This window comes from Sphingobacterium prati, assembly GCF_013167215.1.
GTDB classification, from domain to species: Bacteria; Bacteroidota; Bacteroidia; order Sphingobacteriales; family Sphingobacteriaceae; genus Sphingobacterium; species Sphingobacterium prati.
Genome location: NZ_JABJWY010000024.1, coordinates 355,901 through 371,956 on the forward strand (window position 1 = coordinate 355,901; position 16,056 = coordinate 371,956).

19 protein-coding genes are annotated in these 16,056 nt (G+C 43.1%); 4 read left to right on the forward strand and 15 right to left on the reverse strand.

Annotated features, from left to right (window positions below; genetic code table 11):
• Nucleotides 1-2: 2 nt before the first annotated feature.
• A complete protein-coding gene (locus tag HPC41_RS07465; protein WP_172393404.1) occupies nucleotides 3-2,834 on the forward strand; it encodes a M16 family metallopeptidase in 2,832 nt (943 codons plus the stop codon).
• 270 nt (nucleotides 2,835-3,104) lie between these two features.
• On the opposite strand, the gene HPC41_RS07470 is transcribed toward HPC41_RS07465, so the two are convergent.
• The 13 genes from HPC41_RS07470 to HPC41_RS25535 form a co-directional block, all read right to left on the reverse strand.
• Nucleotides 3,105-3,287 (reverse strand): hypothetical protein, encoded by a 183-nt coding sequence (locus tag HPC41_RS07470; protein WP_172393405.1) that lies wholly within the window; start codon nucleotides 3,285-3,287, stop codon nucleotides 3,105-3,107.
• The gene (locus HPC41_RS07475) at nucleotides 3,274-3,672 is read right to left on the reverse strand and encodes a hypothetical protein (RefSeq protein ID WP_216660691.1); all 399 of its coding nucleotides are present in this window, start codon (nucleotides 3,670-3,672) and stop codon (nucleotides 3,274-3,276) included. Before HPC41_RS07475 ends, HPC41_RS07470 begins: the two co-directional genes overlap by 14 nt.
• A gap of 251 nt (nucleotides 3,673-3,923) precedes the next feature.
• Nucleotides 3,924-4,328, reverse strand: a complete 405-nt coding sequence (locus HPC41_RS07480) for a DUF5675 family protein (RefSeq protein ID WP_172393407.1) — start codon at nucleotides 4,326-4,328, stop codon at nucleotides 3,924-3,926.
• Nucleotides 4,325-4,858, reverse strand: coding sequence for a DUF6266 family protein (locus HPC41_RS07485; RefSeq protein WP_172393408.1), 534 nt, complete (start codon nucleotides 4,856-4,858; stop codon nucleotides 4,325-4,327). The genes HPC41_RS07480 and HPC41_RS07485 overlap by 4 nt, the downstream gene beginning before the upstream one ends.
• Nucleotides 4,859-4,908: 50 nt before the next feature.
• A complete protein-coding gene (locus tag HPC41_RS07490; RefSeq protein WP_172393409.1) occupies nucleotides 4,909-5,553 on the reverse strand; it encodes a DUF6266 family protein in 645 nt (214 codons plus the stop codon).
• Between the two features lie 296 nt (nucleotides 5,554-5,849).
• Nucleotides 5,850-6,020, reverse strand: a complete 171-nt coding sequence (locus tag HPC41_RS07495) for a hypothetical protein (RefSeq protein WP_172393410.1) — start codon at nucleotides 6,018-6,020, stop codon at nucleotides 5,850-5,852.
• 109 nt (nucleotides 6,021-6,129) lie between these two features.
• Entirely contained in the window at nucleotides 6,130-6,867 is a 738-nt protein-coding gene (locus tag HPC41_RS07500; RefSeq protein ID WP_172393411.1) for an SDR family oxidoreductase, read from the reverse strand.
• 77 nt (nucleotides 6,868-6,944) lie between these two features.
• Nucleotides 6,945-7,511 (reverse strand): Crp/Fnr family transcriptional regulator, encoded by a 567-nt coding sequence (locus HPC41_RS07505; RefSeq protein WP_172393412.1) that lies wholly within the window; start codon nucleotides 7,509-7,511, stop codon nucleotides 6,945-6,947.
• A 208-nt stretch (nucleotides 7,512-7,719) separates the two neighbouring features.
• Nucleotides 7,720-8,034 carry a MerR family transcriptional regulator gene (locus tag HPC41_RS07510; RefSeq protein ID WP_172393413.1) on the reverse strand — a complete coding sequence of 105 codons (315 nt, stop codon included), beginning with the start codon at nucleotides 8,032-8,034 and terminating at the stop codon, nucleotides 7,720-7,722.
• Between the two features lie 31 nt (nucleotides 8,035-8,065).
• Nucleotides 8,066-8,809, reverse strand: a complete 744-nt coding sequence (locus HPC41_RS07515; RefSeq protein WP_172393414.1) for a LytR/AlgR family response regulator transcription factor — start codon at nucleotides 8,807-8,809, stop codon at nucleotides 8,066-8,068.
• Nucleotides 8,810-8,811: 2 nt separating this feature from the next.
• Nucleotides 8,812-9,819 (reverse strand): histidine kinase, encoded by a 1,008-nt coding sequence (locus HPC41_RS07520; RefSeq protein ID WP_172393415.1) that lies wholly within the window; start codon nucleotides 9,817-9,819, stop codon nucleotides 8,812-8,814.
• 28 nt (nucleotides 9,820-9,847) lie between these two features.
• Complete coding sequence (locus HPC41_RS07525; protein ID WP_172393416.1) at nucleotides 9,848-10,786, reverse strand: hypothetical protein; 939 nt, start codon at nucleotides 10,784-10,786, stop codon at nucleotides 9,848-9,850.
• Nucleotides 10,787-10,853: 67 nt separating this feature from the next.
• On the reverse strand, nucleotides 10,854-10,982 hold the full coding sequence (locus HPC41_RS25535; RefSeq protein ID WP_281358792.1) for a hypothetical protein: 129 nt from the start codon (nucleotides 10,980-10,982) through the stop codon (nucleotides 10,854-10,856).
• A gap of 317 nt (nucleotides 10,983-11,299) precedes the next feature.
• On the opposite strand from HPC41_RS25535, the gene HPC41_RS07530 reads away from it, so the two are divergent.
• From HPC41_RS07530 to HPC41_RS07540, 3 genes are all read left to right on the forward strand, one after another.
• Complete coding sequence (locus HPC41_RS07530; protein WP_172393417.1) at nucleotides 11,300-11,845, forward strand: cyclic nucleotide-binding domain-containing protein; 546 nt, start codon at nucleotides 11,300-11,302, stop codon at nucleotides 11,843-11,845.
• A gap of 367 nt (nucleotides 11,846-12,212) precedes the next feature.
• Complete coding sequence (locus HPC41_RS07535) at nucleotides 12,213-12,713, forward strand: DoxX family protein (RefSeq protein WP_172393418.1); 501 nt, start codon at nucleotides 12,213-12,215, stop codon at nucleotides 12,711-12,713.
• Nucleotides 12,714-12,732: 19 nt separating this feature from the next.
• Nucleotides 12,733-13,101 carry a hypothetical protein gene (locus tag HPC41_RS07540; RefSeq protein ID WP_172393419.1) on the forward strand — a complete coding sequence of 123 codons (369 nt, stop codon included), beginning with the start codon at nucleotides 12,733-12,735 and terminating at the stop codon, nucleotides 13,099-13,101.
• Between the two features lie 50 nt (nucleotides 13,102-13,151).
• Here the strand turns inward: HPC41_RS07540 and HPC41_RS07545 are convergent, their stop codons facing one another.
• Together HPC41_RS07545 and HPC41_RS07550 are read right to left on the reverse strand one after the other, a co-directional pair.
• Nucleotides 13,152-14,651 (reverse strand): TlpA family protein disulfide reductase, encoded by a 1,500-nt coding sequence (locus tag HPC41_RS07545; protein ID WP_172393420.1) that lies wholly within the window; start codon nucleotides 14,649-14,651, stop codon nucleotides 13,152-13,154.
• 8 nt (nucleotides 14,652-14,659) lie between these two features.
• Entirely contained in the window at nucleotides 14,660-16,054 is a 1,395-nt protein-coding gene (locus HPC41_RS07550; RefSeq protein ID WP_172393421.1) for a RagB/SusD family nutrient uptake outer membrane protein, read from the reverse strand.
• Nucleotides 16,055-16,056: the final 2 nt, after the last annotated feature.

A 16,056-nucleotide genomic window follows, 5' to 3' on the forward strand; every position in this document is an offset into this window, starting at 1 on the left:
ACATGCGACATACAACCCTATTTTTTACACTTCTGGCCCTATCCGTTGGATCGGCTGCACCAACATTTACCTATGCCCAAAAGGCAAAGACTGAACATTCCGTCAGATCCAATAAGTCTATCCCCCTTGACCCCGCTATTAAGGTGGGAAAACTGGCCAACGGTTTTCAATATTTTATCCTACGGAATAGCGAACCCAAAGAACGCGCACTGTTCTATCTGGCCAACAAAGTAGGCTCGCTACAGGAAACCGACAAACAGCAAGGGCTTGCCCACTTTTTGGAACATATGAATTTCAATGGGACAACCCATTTTCCGAAAAATGCGCTCGTAAACTATTTACAAAAATCAGGAATCCGTTTTGGCGCTGATCTCAATGCTTATACTGGGTTTGAAGAGACTGTGTACCAATTACCCTTACCGACCACAGATCCGGTACTTTTGCGCCAAGGTATCCTGATTATGCGCGACTGGGCGAATGGCGCTTTGCTCGAAGATGATGAAATCGATCAGGAGCGCGGTGTGATCCTCGAGGAGAAACGGCAACGGGGTGGACTTTCCCACCGCCTGCAGGAAAAAACATTTCCCTTATTGACCAACCAATCGCGTTACGCATCCCGTATGCCAATCGGAACCGATGAAGTGCTCAACAACTTTAAACACCAAGAGATCCGGCAGTTTCACAAAGACTGGTACCGCCCTGAGCTACAGGCGCTGATCGTCGTCGGCGATATCGACGTCAATGCGATCGAAAAAGAGATTGTAACCCAGTTTTCGGGATTAAAAAATCCAAAGAACGCCCCGCAATCCAAAAGCTACCCGATTTCTTTAAACGGCAAGAACCAATTTTTGGCATTCACCGATCCCGAAGTCACACAAAGCTCCTTACAGATTTTATATAAACAGGAAGCACGGAAAACGCGGCAGCTAAGCGACTATAAAAACTCATTGGCCAAAGATTTCTTTGTCCAGCTCTGCAATATGCGTCTGGCCGAACAAACGCGAAAATCAGCGACACCTTTTCTGGCAGCATCGCTGAGCAATAGCGCGCTTGTTGGCAATATCGAAACCAATGGCATTCAGATTATGCCCAAGCCCGACAGCCTGCAGTCCAGTATCAATGCCGTATACTACACCCTGGGCCAGATTGCTACACATGGCTTCACCAAGGCTGAACTCGATCGGTTGAAGTCCGACTACCGCAGCATGCTCATACAGAGCCTCAAAGAATACGACAAGACAGACTCCAAATCCTTTATGGATCAGATCCTGGCCCACTACCTCAAAGGAGAACCCGCACCTTCCTTTCAATTTTTGCAGCCTATCCTGCTCCAAGCACTTGAGGAAATCCGTATGACCGATATCCTGACCTATGGCAAAGAATTTGAAGGTCATCAGAATCGCGATATGGTGTTGATTTATAATGACGATATTAAAGCAGTTCCCAACGAGTCTATATTGAACGACTGGATCAGTAGGGCGTCAAAACAACAGGTAAGTGCCTATCAAGAAGAACAACTCGCAGATCAGCTATTGCCAGGCCTACCACAGCCGGGAAAGATCATCAGTGAGCAGGAAGATAAGAAAGTAGGTACACAGACCCTTTTGCTGAGTAATGGTGCCAAGGTTATCCTAAAGCCCACAACATTAAAAAACGACGAAATCCTGCTGACCTCTTATAGTCCTGGCGGGTATTCTCAGTATGCACTTAAAGATTTCCAGTCCGCAACCAATGCTGTCAATATCGTCACCAATAGTGGATTGGGTCCTTTTAATTCGCTACAGCTCTCCCATTACCTTAATGGTAAGAATGCCACGGCCAGCCCCTTCATCAATGAAATCGGCGAAGGTATTAAAGCACAATCCAATCGTGAAGATCTACAAACAGCATTTGAGCTATTGTACGGTTATTTCACGGTCCCCCGTCTGGATAAGGATATCAATAAAACCAATCTTGAAAAAACAAAACTGTCCCTCAAAAATAGACAGCAACAAGCCAGTACATTTTTCACAGATTCTATTGCCGCTGCTTTGTACAACAACGACCCACGTAAAACTGCGCCAACTTTACAAAAAATCGAGGAAATTGATTTTGACCGCTCCTTCGAAATCTATAAAGACAGATTTGCAGATGCCTCAGATTTTACATTTGTGATTGTCGGCAATTTTGACCGTCCCTTTATAGATCCCTATATCAAACAATATCTAGCCACATTACCCAATATCAAACGCAAGGAATCGTTCGTGGACAATGGTGCTTATCCGCCGCAGCAGGGTATCCGCCGCGCTATTTATAAGGGGAAAGAAGAGAAATCCACTGTAGCAATGGCCTATCTGGGCACCTATGAAGATTACAGCGAGTACAATAATCTGCTGATGGACGCACTGTCAAGCAGCCTAACGATTAAGCTGACGGAGCGGCTACGGGAGAAAGAAGGCGGTATTTATTCCATTAGCGTATCACCTTCACTTGCCAAAAATCCACGGAAGCGGTTTGGCATGAATATATCCTTTACAACAGCACCCGAGCAAGTTGACAAATTAGTGGCCGCCGCCCTCGAAGAGATCGAACTGATCCGTAAGAATGGGCCATCGCAGGAAGATGTTGATAAATACATTGCAGAAAAACTCCTGAGCAGCAGTCAGCAGTTGCAATACAATGGTTTCTGGCTGTCCTACCTGTTGAGCAGTGCGGTTGATCAGCTTGATCCGGCGCGTATTTTTAATGAAAGCGAGCAGATTAAGTCCATTACCCCTGCAAAGGTGAAAGAATTGGCGCAGAAATACCTGGAATCAAGCCATCTGTTTCAGTTTACACTTTATCCAGAGCAATAATTCGCTGTTGTTTGTTTTATTATATCAGTCATCTCCGGGTGACGGAGCCGTTTGGGAGATCTCAAACGGCTTTATTTTTATGATTCCCATTACCTATTTTGAATCTCGCAAGGTGAATTTTAACTGATCGATCATTTTTTGATCCGATCCTGTCAATAAATCTTTAAAATGCTCATGCTGACAGCAGTCCATCTTTGGTACCATGGTCAATTATAGTTATCAGGCATAAGAGACGCCTCCCAATTTTAGGAGACGTCTTCAGAGCACTGTCTAACGTTTCTTATTGCCGGTCTTGTTATTCCACCTTCCCAGTAGCCTACTCGTGGCGAAACTGACCAAGGTCCCCAAAGCGGCTGTTAAAGCAGTTTGCAGTACATCGCCCAGCGAGATACTTGCCCAGATGGAGCAAAGCGTACCACCGATCGCGGAGATGCGGATATCATTCAGTTTCATCGGCTTCGCTCCTTTCCTTGGGCATTACCGGCAGCTCGTCATCATCCACCGGAGAGCCTGTGGATCCGCGAGATTCGCCGCTTGATGTATGCTCGGTGCCCTCATCAGAATACTTTTCAGGAGGTGGCTTATCCTCTTCCAAGACCGTCTCCACGATCCCCAGCCCCAGTGCAATGTATTTCAATATATTTGCTGCCTTTCCGGGCAGTTTGACCGGCGCCAGAAGGACCACCTGCAGCACCTGTCCGATTTTATTTAAGATTTTTTTCATGGTCATTACTTTTAAATAGACAGGACGGTGATCATTCGCTATATTCCTTGATGCAATTGCTATTGCCCAATGGCTAAATGAATTCAAACTCACTTCGTTCAGGCAGGAATTCATTTTTTACACCATGGGACTTCATCAATTTGCAGTCGGAATATGAAGCTGCTGATCGCTCATCCTGCCCACTTTTATTCGAGCAATAAAGGAGGACAAGGAATTGAAAGCATAGCATTTCGACTGCCTATCGCTGACGCAATATGACGGTAGCATAAATCATTGTCTGAGCACAGCGAGTTTGATTTATGCCGTCAGATTGTTAAGAAGATGGCACAAAGGAATGCAGTAGCCAATTCATGTCCTCCCAATTTCTATCGAATATTCAAATAAACCTCTGCGCCTTGGTCCCACAAGCTATACACCAGCGCTTTCAACTTCGCCAGCGCTTTACCACTGTGATCGCCTGTACCTTCACCTGTTAAGGTGGTGACCGGAGCGATACAACCCTGCAATTCACGCAATGCATTGTTGGCGGCATGGATCAGGATCGCTTCGCGGCCGAGCACCATTGGAATACCAATCTGCTCGCCATGCTTTGGGTAGCGGCGCTTTTGCAGTTTATACTGCCCGATAGGAATACAGCTGATACGCGGGATATTATTTCTATCCGGAAGTTCAATCGTATGACAGATCAGCTCCCCTTTGTAGGTGATGGTTCCATTTGTTCCCTTAGCTCCATATTTCCGTTGGAGCAGCAGGATATGTTTCGTTTTCATTTCGTTGAATAGCCCAAATACAATGAGCGTGAATACTTTGAACCCTTCCTGTTTGAGACCAGCAAATAGAGATGGAATCCATCGTCCTGGAAACCTTCCGGGATCGGAACGACGACCTTACCCTCCCGCCGTTGCCAGATCTGCTCATTGACAAAGGCATAGCCTTTCTCTACTTGGTAAGCACAGAGGATCAGCCGGTCGTCATGATTAACTAAGCTCGAGAATTGCATTTCATGGGCCACTTCAATGCGATCGACGTAACGATGCACCTGCCCATTTACGACACCCCACAGCGAACCTTCACTCAACCGCACCAAAGCAGGATCGACAACCGGACCATCTGTTTCATATTTAATTGCCATTTGCAATGTATAGCCCAGTGCGAGTCCCGATGCAAGTGAATTCTTTCGTTTAGCCATTTCGGCAAAGCCTTTTTTGATCAATCCATTTAAGGGTGCCAGAAATGCAGCCCCCACTTTAAAGGCAGCCCGTACCCGCTGCTGAGCAGGACTGATAGTTTTATTAGCCATAATACGTGGTATAATATGGGCTGAGCCAGCATGGCCCAACCCAGTTTAATTTAGATTAGCTGTACCTCGCCTAGATACACGCTTTTGGACACCTTGGTTTTCGACCGATTGGACAAAAACAGCCAGGTATGTACAGCACCCGTCGCCAGATGCTCGGGCACTGTAAATGACACCGTACCAGCCGCACGGGAACTTGGCGTAGGTGTGGATATAAATTCGTCTTTCTCGGGATGATAAGCCAATACATAGACAATATCATCTTCAAAAGTCTCGAACGTCTCGCTTGCATCTGTACTCCAGATGAAGGTGAGGTCACCCGCGTCATACGACACGCCAACAGTTCCACCGCCGTACAGGCCACCATCCGAGATACTGATCTTGGAATAATCCAAGGTATAGTCCGGATAGACGCCGGCGATTGCCTGGTTCAAGTTAAATTGAAACGCCGCGTTGATCGGTGTCAATTTTTCCGTATTTTTACGGCCAAATCCGATCTTTAAAAAGAAGTTGATGGGCAGCAGAAATCGCATCAGTGTTTTGAATTTTTCCTGCTGCATCATCTGTGCTTCTGTTGCGGGCTTTGATCTTTTTTTATAAAGCCCCTTAATGTAGTTGATACTCTTCCAACTACTTCCGATTATTGAGCCGGCTTTACCCTTAAAGCCTCCATTTGCTCCATTTACAATAGTTCCCATTTGTTTAAATCATCACTTTTACATACCGGTACTTGTGATTGACATAACAAACATAAAACACTTTAAATCAGAAACAAATAGACATAGAATGGTAGACCGAAGACTGACCGACGGGTATCGAAAAGTAGACCGATCACCGACCGAATACAACGAAATATGACGGCTGTTTTGAAGCACAAAACTTGAAAAAAGAGCGCAAGTTTTAGCGGTATTGGAGATGAATCAACAGGCAGTTAACTCCCAATCAGCTCCCACCTTTCATCGGGTTCTCATCGAATTTTCATCGGGTTTGGATGCTATTTTTCCGATGAAATCCCGATGCCATTTCGATGGAAATTGCCGCAAAGGCAGGAGTTGGTCAGGAGAAAGTCCGAAGAATATTGGGCAGTCGGGCGAATAACCGAAGAGTTGAAACTATTACGAGAAAGCCATTCATTGAGCACCGCTGGTATCGGGTGATCCAGCATAAAAAAACCGTTTCACAAGATGTCAAACGGCTTATCCATTTATTGTGTCAGTCGGGTTGTCTCCTTTGGGGAATACAAGCATCCAACCGACATTTTTATCAAGCGCACATTACCATGGAATTTCACCCGAGCCAGGGTTCGTTTCCTCACTAAAGAATCTGCCGGAGGGGCCATGTTCATCGATCAGTGCATATTTGATGATCCTGCCAGCAGCCTGCTCAACCTCACCCCCATTATGGCCTGTGAAATCCGTTTTTGTATACCCCGGGCATACGGCATTGATCTTAAAGTTTGTATTACGCAGCTCATAGGCCAGGTGTATGGTATACATGTTTAGTGCAGCTTTGGAGGCAGCATAGACGGCATACTTCGCGTAGTCATAGGCAGGCCATTCCGGATTGCTTTGCAACGAAAGCGAGCCAACACTGGTACTCACATTCACAATACGGGGTTGATCCGATTGTTGCAGCAAGGGAAGGAAATGCTGGGTAACCCGGGATACGCCAATGACGTTGGTATCAAAAGTCGCCAAAAACTGATCCTCGCTAGCCTCCAAGGCGGTGTAGGGCGCATCGCCATTAATCCCGGCATTGTTGATCAATATGTCAAGTACAGCTGTTTTTTCAGCGATCTGATCACGCGCTTCTTTTACTGAGCGCAGGCTGGTCACATCCAGTGCAATAGCCTCTACATGTGTAAGCCCTGATGCAGCCAACTTTTTTACGGCATCCAGCCCATTTTGTAAACTTCTACTCCCCAAATAGACGTAAAAGCCCTGCTCCAGTAATTGCCGCGCTGTTTCAAATCCAATGCCTTTGTTGGCACCTGTAATAAGTACTGTTTTCATCTTTTTTATATTTAAAATCTGAAAGCAATATTATAACAGTCCCCAAAATATTTCTTTACCAAATGGTAAAAAATGCATCAAGTGATATTTTTACGTATTCTGCTCAGGGATTGCTGCGTCACCCCCAGATAAGATGCGATATAACGGAGTGGCACACGGAGCATGACATCAGGATAATTTTTCAAAAATTCAAGATAGCGGGAAGAAGCATCCTGCGATACCACGGGTCCTTTTCTTGATTTTTGATACATACAGAGTTGCACCATTTTATTTTTTATGGTGTCCCATGCGGCAACGGTATGGGATAATCCCTCCCATTGTGCCTTTGAAAAAACAATTAATTTGCAGTCCGTACAGGCTTGAATATATTCGGTCGAGATTTGGTGCGATTCCAGATTAAGGTAATCCGCTGCCAGGCTATCTTCAGCAATAAAACAGCGTGTGATATCTTCTCCTGCCTGATTATAATAACAGCCCCTTAGCACGCCCTGCACGACAAAACCCACCTGTCTGGGCACTGCCCCGGCCTCTGAAAAATATTCTCCCTTTTTCAATTCTATTTGCGTAGCACTTGCTTTGATTGATGCGATCTCCGACGTATTGAGATCACCAAATCGCAAGATATAATCGATTAAACTATCCATCGTTAGCATTTGATAGGTCAATTTACAAAAATATAATTTATTCAAAAGCCGCTATAAGATATTGCCCCCCATTGCAGAAAAATATTCATTCCTAGCCCAGCTGATCATAAGGGAGGTTACACCGCAATAAAAAAACGTCTCCCCGACCAGAGAGACGCCCGAAGAAAGTAATCCGCGTACAGGTAAAAATCAATTGATCGAGCAGTACCTACAACCCACGGTAGCTAAGCCGTAGCCGCTCTACATCCACATCCCGATAATAACGCTTATTGCGTTCTCGTTTGGCTATACAGATATAGCCATCGCGCTGGAGCCGATAGAGTGTCTCAGTTGAGATACCGACATGCGATTTGACATACTCCGCATCGCGAAGCACGACATTTTCCGCTTCTAGCTGCTCCCGCAAGTCGAGATAGGTAGCCAGCTGACGTTTTACTGCCAGTAGTTCCACCAAGACCAATTTTTGGGCAAAGGAATGCCCGGAGCTTATGGAAAAGCCCCTGAGATACTGATTTTTACGCATACAGATTTATTTAGGGTTTATAAAAGACGGGTTATTCAGCCGATTTTCCCATTCCAGCAATATTTTTTCTGCGCGTCCTACTGATTGGAAGACTAACTTTTTCACCTTCAGTGAGCCATAGCTCGGCACCATCAATATTCTTGACAAAATTGAAGTTGACAATGTATCCCCGATGGATACGTGCGTAATAAGAAATCGGCATATTTTCTTCTATCTCCTCCATGGTAATTCTGCAGATCAGCCGCTCATTGCGGGTCACTATCTCCACATAATTGTCTATGCTCTGGATATAGACGATATCCCGATATTTCAAGACTCTTTTACTGCGGGAGTCTTTGACTTCGTAGACATAATATTCGCGCTGTACCGCAGGAGCAAGCATGATTGGCGCACCTAATCGTTTTAGACATTTGTTTAATGCAAGGAATATAGCTTCAAAACTGACATTTTTCATGAGGTAATCGCAGGCATCCAATTTGTAGCTATCGAGCGCAAACTCAGCATAGGCCGTAACAAAAACCAGTGCCGGACGCATCTGCTGCGGCAATACCTTATAGAGCTCAAATCCTGAGAGCTCAGGCATCTGTATGTCCAGAAAGAGAATATCCACCTTATTGCGCATCAGGTAGTTGAGCGCATCCTTTCCATTCTCAAAAACTCTGACATCTTCAAAATCCCCTATTTTGTGGATATCTTTTAATTTTAAGATCTGATCGACAACCTTGTTGGCATCCGATCTGTCGTCGTCGACCACGACGATACTATACTTAGGCATAATTAATTCATAAATTTTAATTCCACCACAAAATACTTTTCCTCCTCAATACGATACGCAACATTTACCCTGTCTTTTTGTAAAGACTCAAAAAGACGATTGACCAGTATCAGCCCCCTGCCGGTTCCCTTCTCTCCATTTCTGCCCGCAATACGATTACGTACTGTAAAAACGGTTGCATCCTTTTCCCGTATCCACTCGATAACAATAGGGAACGATTTACCTATCGGGCTATAAGAAACTGCATTTTCAATCCAGGTCATCAGCGAAAGCGTAGGGACAGACCTGTTCCAGATATAAGCTGGGACAAGCTCCTCTCCTTTGATCTCTATTTTACGATGCACGCATATATCCACCAATTGTTTGAAATAAGCCCATTCCTCATCCAACGCTACCCGACTATCACGCATGGCGATCTTATTGATGATGTATTGGAAGAAATCCAGTACTGTAAGGTCAAACACAATTTTCTTCTCTACTGAAAATTGGTAAAGTTTAAACAAAAAATGTCCCGACAGCAGTGCATTATCAGAAATATCTTTTACTGCGAGCTGAAGTTCATTTATTTTTACTGATTTTTGTTTCTTTTGCCAAAAAAAGGTATCGAGTCCAAGGATAAGCAGCACGAACGAAAGCCCACGAACGATTTTAATAAATAGCTTTTGCGCATCCCCATCCTTCCAAGGGAAATAGAGCACTACGCCGTGTGCAGTCAGAAAACTATAATAATACCATTTTATGACAGGATAAACCAATACAAGCAGTACGACACCAGGCAGCAATAGAAACCAGAGCCTATATTTCTGCAGCCTGACGATATGAAAAGTCATAAAACAGACCGCAAAATAGAATATATACGGAATTATTAACAGTAAATAGATGATCAGCGGATGATTTAACCACACATCTTTGAATATGATGGCCAGCAATACGCCAAATAATGTGACTCCAAGTAAGAATCTGTAATGCAACTGATTGAAAAAATCCAGATTGAATGAAAAAATGTTCATATGAAATTCGGTTAAGTTTTAACCTAAATTAGAAATTTTCATTCTTTTTAAGAACAATTTCATAAAAAATCTTTCTAGACAAGTCAAATAGATAACCTTTATCCGCAAAGGAAAAAGGAACCATCCAGCTTCCATTGCACCTTATGCCTAATCCGGTCCGCTCGTCAAATCCCTTATAATGGTGCATCAGCCCCCAGTTTTCCCAGGCAGTCCAATCTATTTGCATCATTGCATGAAAAAATTCCTGCAATTTGGTAAAGGCATTTAAGATCGCTATGGGATTATTCCTATCAGCTGGGCTTAATACGGTGAGCGGATCCCCCATCTGCCAGGCTGGTGCGGCATGATGAACTTTTGGACTGAGATGGATGGCGTAGACAGGCAGTCCAAATCGATGTGCAAGCTTGAGCAGGTTACTACGCCAGTAAAAGTAGCTTGCACCGAAAGAGACCCGCAGTCGCCCCTGCTCCTCTTTACTTTCATTGCCGCCGACTGATTCATTCGCATCCAAGAATACGAGAATCAGTCGATTGTTGGAAATGGCCTGAAGCATCTTGCGTATGACCATTGCGTTACTCGCTTCCAGACATTCGAGCCTATCTGCTGGCAAGCCCATCGCGTCGAGATCACGTGCATATCGCCTGCGCTCTCTGTCTAGCACTGCATCCGAGACTACTATCGTGAGTGAGTATCCTGCTGCGACCAGATAACGTGGCACCAGACGATATGGGCCATAATGAAAGGTAAATACTAGGCTGCCGGACAAAGAAGCGAGCTCAAGGTTAGGAGATCCATGCCGAATATTTTCAGGCGAAAAATCCCTGTCCAGCTGTGCAAACTGTTGGCGGTGCCCTTGCCACCGCTGATAGCCAGCCTCCAATTCGACCGCGGGTTTATCCGGATAAAATCCTTGTACGTTAGCCATCCACAGCAGGCGCTGCAGCTCTTCTTTTTTTTGATTATTCATGTGCTTTTAGGTTAAGATAGCATCAGGTGATTTGAATCACCTGATGTCATTGGTGAACGATTAAGGCCTATAAAGAACCTGTCCAACACTTATCATCATCCAGATCGCCCAATATGGGGTCGTCACCAAACAGTTCAAAAGCTGTATAGCCTTCAAATAGATCACTTGTTACGCTTGTTTGCAATTCATTTTCCATTTTTAAATCATTTTATTGACTCGAATAATGCAGATCGAATCTATCCTGCTCTATCGTACGATATATTTATTCAATGATCAGCTGATAAACAAATTTGCTACAAATTGAAAAAATTATACAAATTGAGGGAAATAGAGCCAAAAAACAGCGCTGAACTGAAAAGTAGGTTACCACAAGGGGTTAAAATACCATTCACCCCTCGTATATGCAGTTCACCCCTCAAATAGGTCATTTATCCCTCAATTAACCTTTAATTAATCAAATGGGTAAATTGCCTCTTCTTTTTTTATCATAAAAATGCCAACATAAACTAAACAATGAAGAGAAGTAAAGAAGACCTACTAAATCCCTTTTTTAAAGAAATTTATCCCAACTGGCAGAAGGAAATTCCAGAACTAAAAACAGCTTTTGCAGAAGAGCGATTTATTAAGGGGGAGCAATTGATCAATGACTGGGGCGACCTGTATCTGATCGTTGACGGAATTTTTGGAAAGTATGAAAAGACCTGCCCGGTGCGCTACGCCATCGGGGGCGAATCGCTGATGATCCCCAACCAAAGGCACGCTTATCAGTTTACCGCACTAAGTGATTGCCGCACGTACCGAACCTCACTCAAACAACTGTATGAGATCAACGGCAACAATTCAAAAGTCTTTTGCCTATACGCCAATCTCAGGGACAAGCAGCAGATCTATCTCGATTATAGGCACAAACTGCTTTCGCTCCATAATGAGGATAAGTACGATTTTGTTTTTGACAAATACCCGGACATACTTTCGCACATTACGCAAAAAGAGCTTGCACGGTTTATGGGGATCAGTATCGAACTGCTGAGACGTATTTTGCGTGAAAGGGAATATTAACGAGCACAATTTATTGTGACTTGAATACCAATTTATTGGAACTGGAATACCAAAATATTGGTATTTCAATTCCAAAACATAGTGCTCCAAATCCCAAAATATAACAGGTATTGCTTTAGAACTTTGTAACAGCGGGTCGGATGCAGCAGATCAATGCCATCAAGCTTAATCGAAGAAAGTAACATGTACAGGTGAGGCTGCCATCCGAAAGCTCCAATAAAAAACAAACGTTATGAAACAGTACAAAAGAAAATTTGCCTTATTCCCGCGATGCCGGTAAGCAGCAAGACTAACCAGGAAACCCATCTGTTATGGGCAGGTGGCTCCGCAGAAAACCAAAAGATACAACAGCAATACGTACAAGCTTATGGAAAAGCGCATCAATATTTCAGCATATCAACAGGATCACCCTACGAGCTCCACAAAACGCGGTAGTTTAATCCGCCGGGTTGCACGCTGGATCTATTTTCGCTTGCCTGATCTGATCATCTATGGTTATGTCTTTATGTATATGTACACAGGGTGGGCCAAGTTTATGAATATGGCCACCTTCATTAAAGGCAATAGTAAGATCCCCCATCTAGGTCAGTATGCGAAAGCGATCGGTTATGGCATCCCCACTTTGGAGGTTGCGCTGGCTGTACTGTTAATTATCCCTGTATATTGGGTAAAGCGCTCCGCACTGTGGGCATCGACATTATTAATGGGTGTATTTACAATATACCTTAGTTTGATGGTCATGTTTGCAGAGAAAAAGCTTTGTCATTGTGGTGGTGTAATCGAAGCTATGGGCTGGAAAACGCATATCGCCTTTAATATCATATGGCTGATAGCAGGACTCTATGCTCTGAAAAGAAAAAAATTATAAACATTTAAAATTTAATCCCGTGGAAAAAATCAAAAAATATGGGAAAGTGCTACTGGGAGTAGCAATTTTAGGAGCAGGAGCCGGAATGGCTCACTATGCTCAAGCGCAAAAAGCTTCAAAGCTTGCCTATCAGAATGGCGAGAAACTTGAAGCAGTAACAATAGGAAAGGCTACGATGCGTTACTGGGTAAATGACCAGGCAACTGGCAAGTACATCGAAGTAACCACTCCGCCAAATCCTATTGAGAATTGTCAGGAACCAAGTCCAAATGACTGTGTCGTTCAATCGGAGAATGCTTCATTGCCTTCGACGTTAGACTACAGTCAAGCTACTCCGGCAAATGGTGTACAACCACACCCAGATTCAGATAAGGCCTTTTACCAATAGTCTTTTTGGATCTAAGAAAGCAGGCCGGCTATTATTGCCGGCCTGTTGTACTAAAGATTCTTTTCCATTAACTCAATTAATGCCTTTCCACCGTCAAACCTCGGATCTGGAGGCGCTGATGAAATAACATTCCCTTTTTTGTCAATAAGGAGAAGCTGTGGAGCCCCTTTAAAATTATAATGTTTATAGAATGGATTATCAAACCAAGATGTTCCATAGGTCGAGAGTTTCAGTTGCTCTGGCTGACTGTATTCTTTGGTCTTCAGTCCATTTATCCATCCCTTTCTAGTTTTATCAACACTGAGGCTGATAAAGACAATATTCTTTGCATTCTTGGATTTGAAATGGTCTATAATCTTGCGCATTTCTTTGTTCATATATTTACAGCCGAAGCAACCGTTGAACCAAAGATCAATTAGGATCATCTTACCTTTAAAGTCTTTTAAGCGATGCATGTGACCTGATGTATCGGGAAGGCTAAAGGCATACGCCGGCACATTATTACCTGTTTTCGATTGCCACCTTTCAAATAGATCCTTAATAATGGGATCTTTTAGCATGTTATAAATGCTTGCCGCAGTATCTTGTACACCTGCTTTTCGCTCAGCGAGATTAATTGCGCTGGCAGTCAATAAGGCATCACGTTGTTTGTTTACAGGCATGGTAGTAATCGTTTGAAGTATATCGCTAAATTCAAAATCCTGAGCAATTTTATCAGGATATTTAGTATAAGCTGCACGGCTTTGCTCCCGTTCAAAGAGATATTTAATGTAAAGTGGCGCATATGCAGCCAAATCATTACCATCTTCGGGAGTTTGAGATAGCCAATTTAGATATTCTTGCCTGAATACAGGAAAGTCAAATCCAACTTTTCCTTTGTTCAACCAAAATTGCGAACACAGGGTAAGATAAGCTCCTCCGATCGTATTGTATTTTATGATCTGGGATACTGAGTCGGTCAAATCATTTTTATAAAGGTCAAGGATAGCCAGCTTTGTTTGCAGATTTTTATCAATTAATCCAATTAAAGATTTTACATAATCACCGCTATTTTTGCGTTCTTTCTGACGAAGCAAAGGCAAAATAGCATTCCTCGGAAATATCTGGTTGGAATATATGGCCTGTTGACAGTTCATTCTATCCTCGCCTTTACCTGAAAATATAACATTATCATCCGAAATATCCATACGCAAGCTATCCCCAGCCTCCATCAGGTACAGAGTGTAATTATTGTCCTCTTTATTCAGGTAGTTATATTCATGTTTCGATCCTTCGAGCTTAAAGCTTACAAAAAGTTTGGAACTTTTAGGTTTAAAGTTGAGTTGAAAACTGCCGTCCTCACTTATTTCACTCTTGTACACTGTCGAAAATGCGAACCAATTTGGCAAGGCATATTCGTCAAGAACAATAAGGTTAAACTTCGTACCTTTTGGCAATTCTTTTGAAAAGTGGCCTCCAATTGTTATGTCAACTTGAGCCTGTACCCCAGATAACTTACAGCATAAGCAGACTATTAGAAATATCATCCGTTTGAAAAAGATCTTTTTCATTACTATCCTTATTTATTGTTTGTGTAAAAAATTGATTCGTTGGTCGGTATCGGAAATGTAAACCGAGGTGATCCTATTTCCAACAGGTAAGTTCTATTGCCCAACCTTCTCGTAAGAGATATGTTCGCGTCCTCTTTGTTGAGCCGCCGTATATCGTCCCAGCGTAATCCTGCTCGCCATACCAATTCTTTCCGTCTTTCTGTCAACACTTTCTTTAGGGCTTCATCTTGTGTTGAAAAGTTATCCATTGTGAATGTCCCCGTTTTATATCTTTTGGAAAGCAGCTTAAATAAATAATCCTTACAAGTGTATAGTTCATTTTTTCTGGCGGCGCATTCTGCTTTAATCAGATATATTTCATCCGTAGCCAATCCCGAATAAGGAAAACGTGAAGAACCGCTATATCCCCTTTTAGTCTTGATCAGCCCGTTTGCAGCATTTTTTGAAAAGAAAATGAATTTTCGAAGGTCATTATCAGTGTATAGATTATACAGGTCCGTATCAATACTCATGTTTTGTGTACTCGCATATAATACCAATGAATAATTGCGCCCCACTGTTGAATACAACATTGACTCTTCATTGCCTAGCGTAAAAGGTGCCGCTGCTGTTAAGCTAACGGTATTATAATCAATCAGCTTGTCATACAAAACAAGACAGCTATCGGCATATTTTTCGGCAGACTCATAATCCCGCATACTTAGATAGATGCGGGCAGCCAAAGCATAAGCCGAAGGTTTGTTCGCCCGGTTTCTATTGGCCGTAATTAGCGCGTCCAATAATGAAGTAGCCCTGTTAAGATCGGACAGGATCTGATCATAATTTTCTTGGATAGTAGACCGCTCTACCACTTGATCAATATTAGGGGAGCGTTTTAAAGGAATTCCAAGTTCCTTCCCTGTCGAAACCGCATCATAGGGCGCCGCAAAGTTTTTGACTAGATCAAAACATGCAAAAGCACGTGCAAAATAGGCCTGTCCTAAAATATGGTTGTATTTTTTCCTATCTGAACCGGTCTCTTTGAGATTTTCCATTCCGCTGATAACCGAGTTAGCATAAAATATGCCCTCATAGGGGTAATTAAAATCTTCTATACTCGTCTGTCCACCATATCGATCATCGGACCAGATATAAACATTTCGTTCCAAATTTGACTGAGCCAACCAGTCTTTTTCCTCCGGTATACTATACTCGTCCGAGGCTAGGAACGGTAGTGCTGATGTTTGATTTATCCGGGGATAGTCCAGCATTTGCTGAAAATCATCCAATGTCTTTGGAGACACGATATCTGTGGAGGGCTTCACATCAAGAAAGCTATCCTTACAGGCAGTAATATATAACGACATGAATAGCAATAGAAAAGCACCTATTGAAGTAATGTATTTATTTATATTCATCATCATTT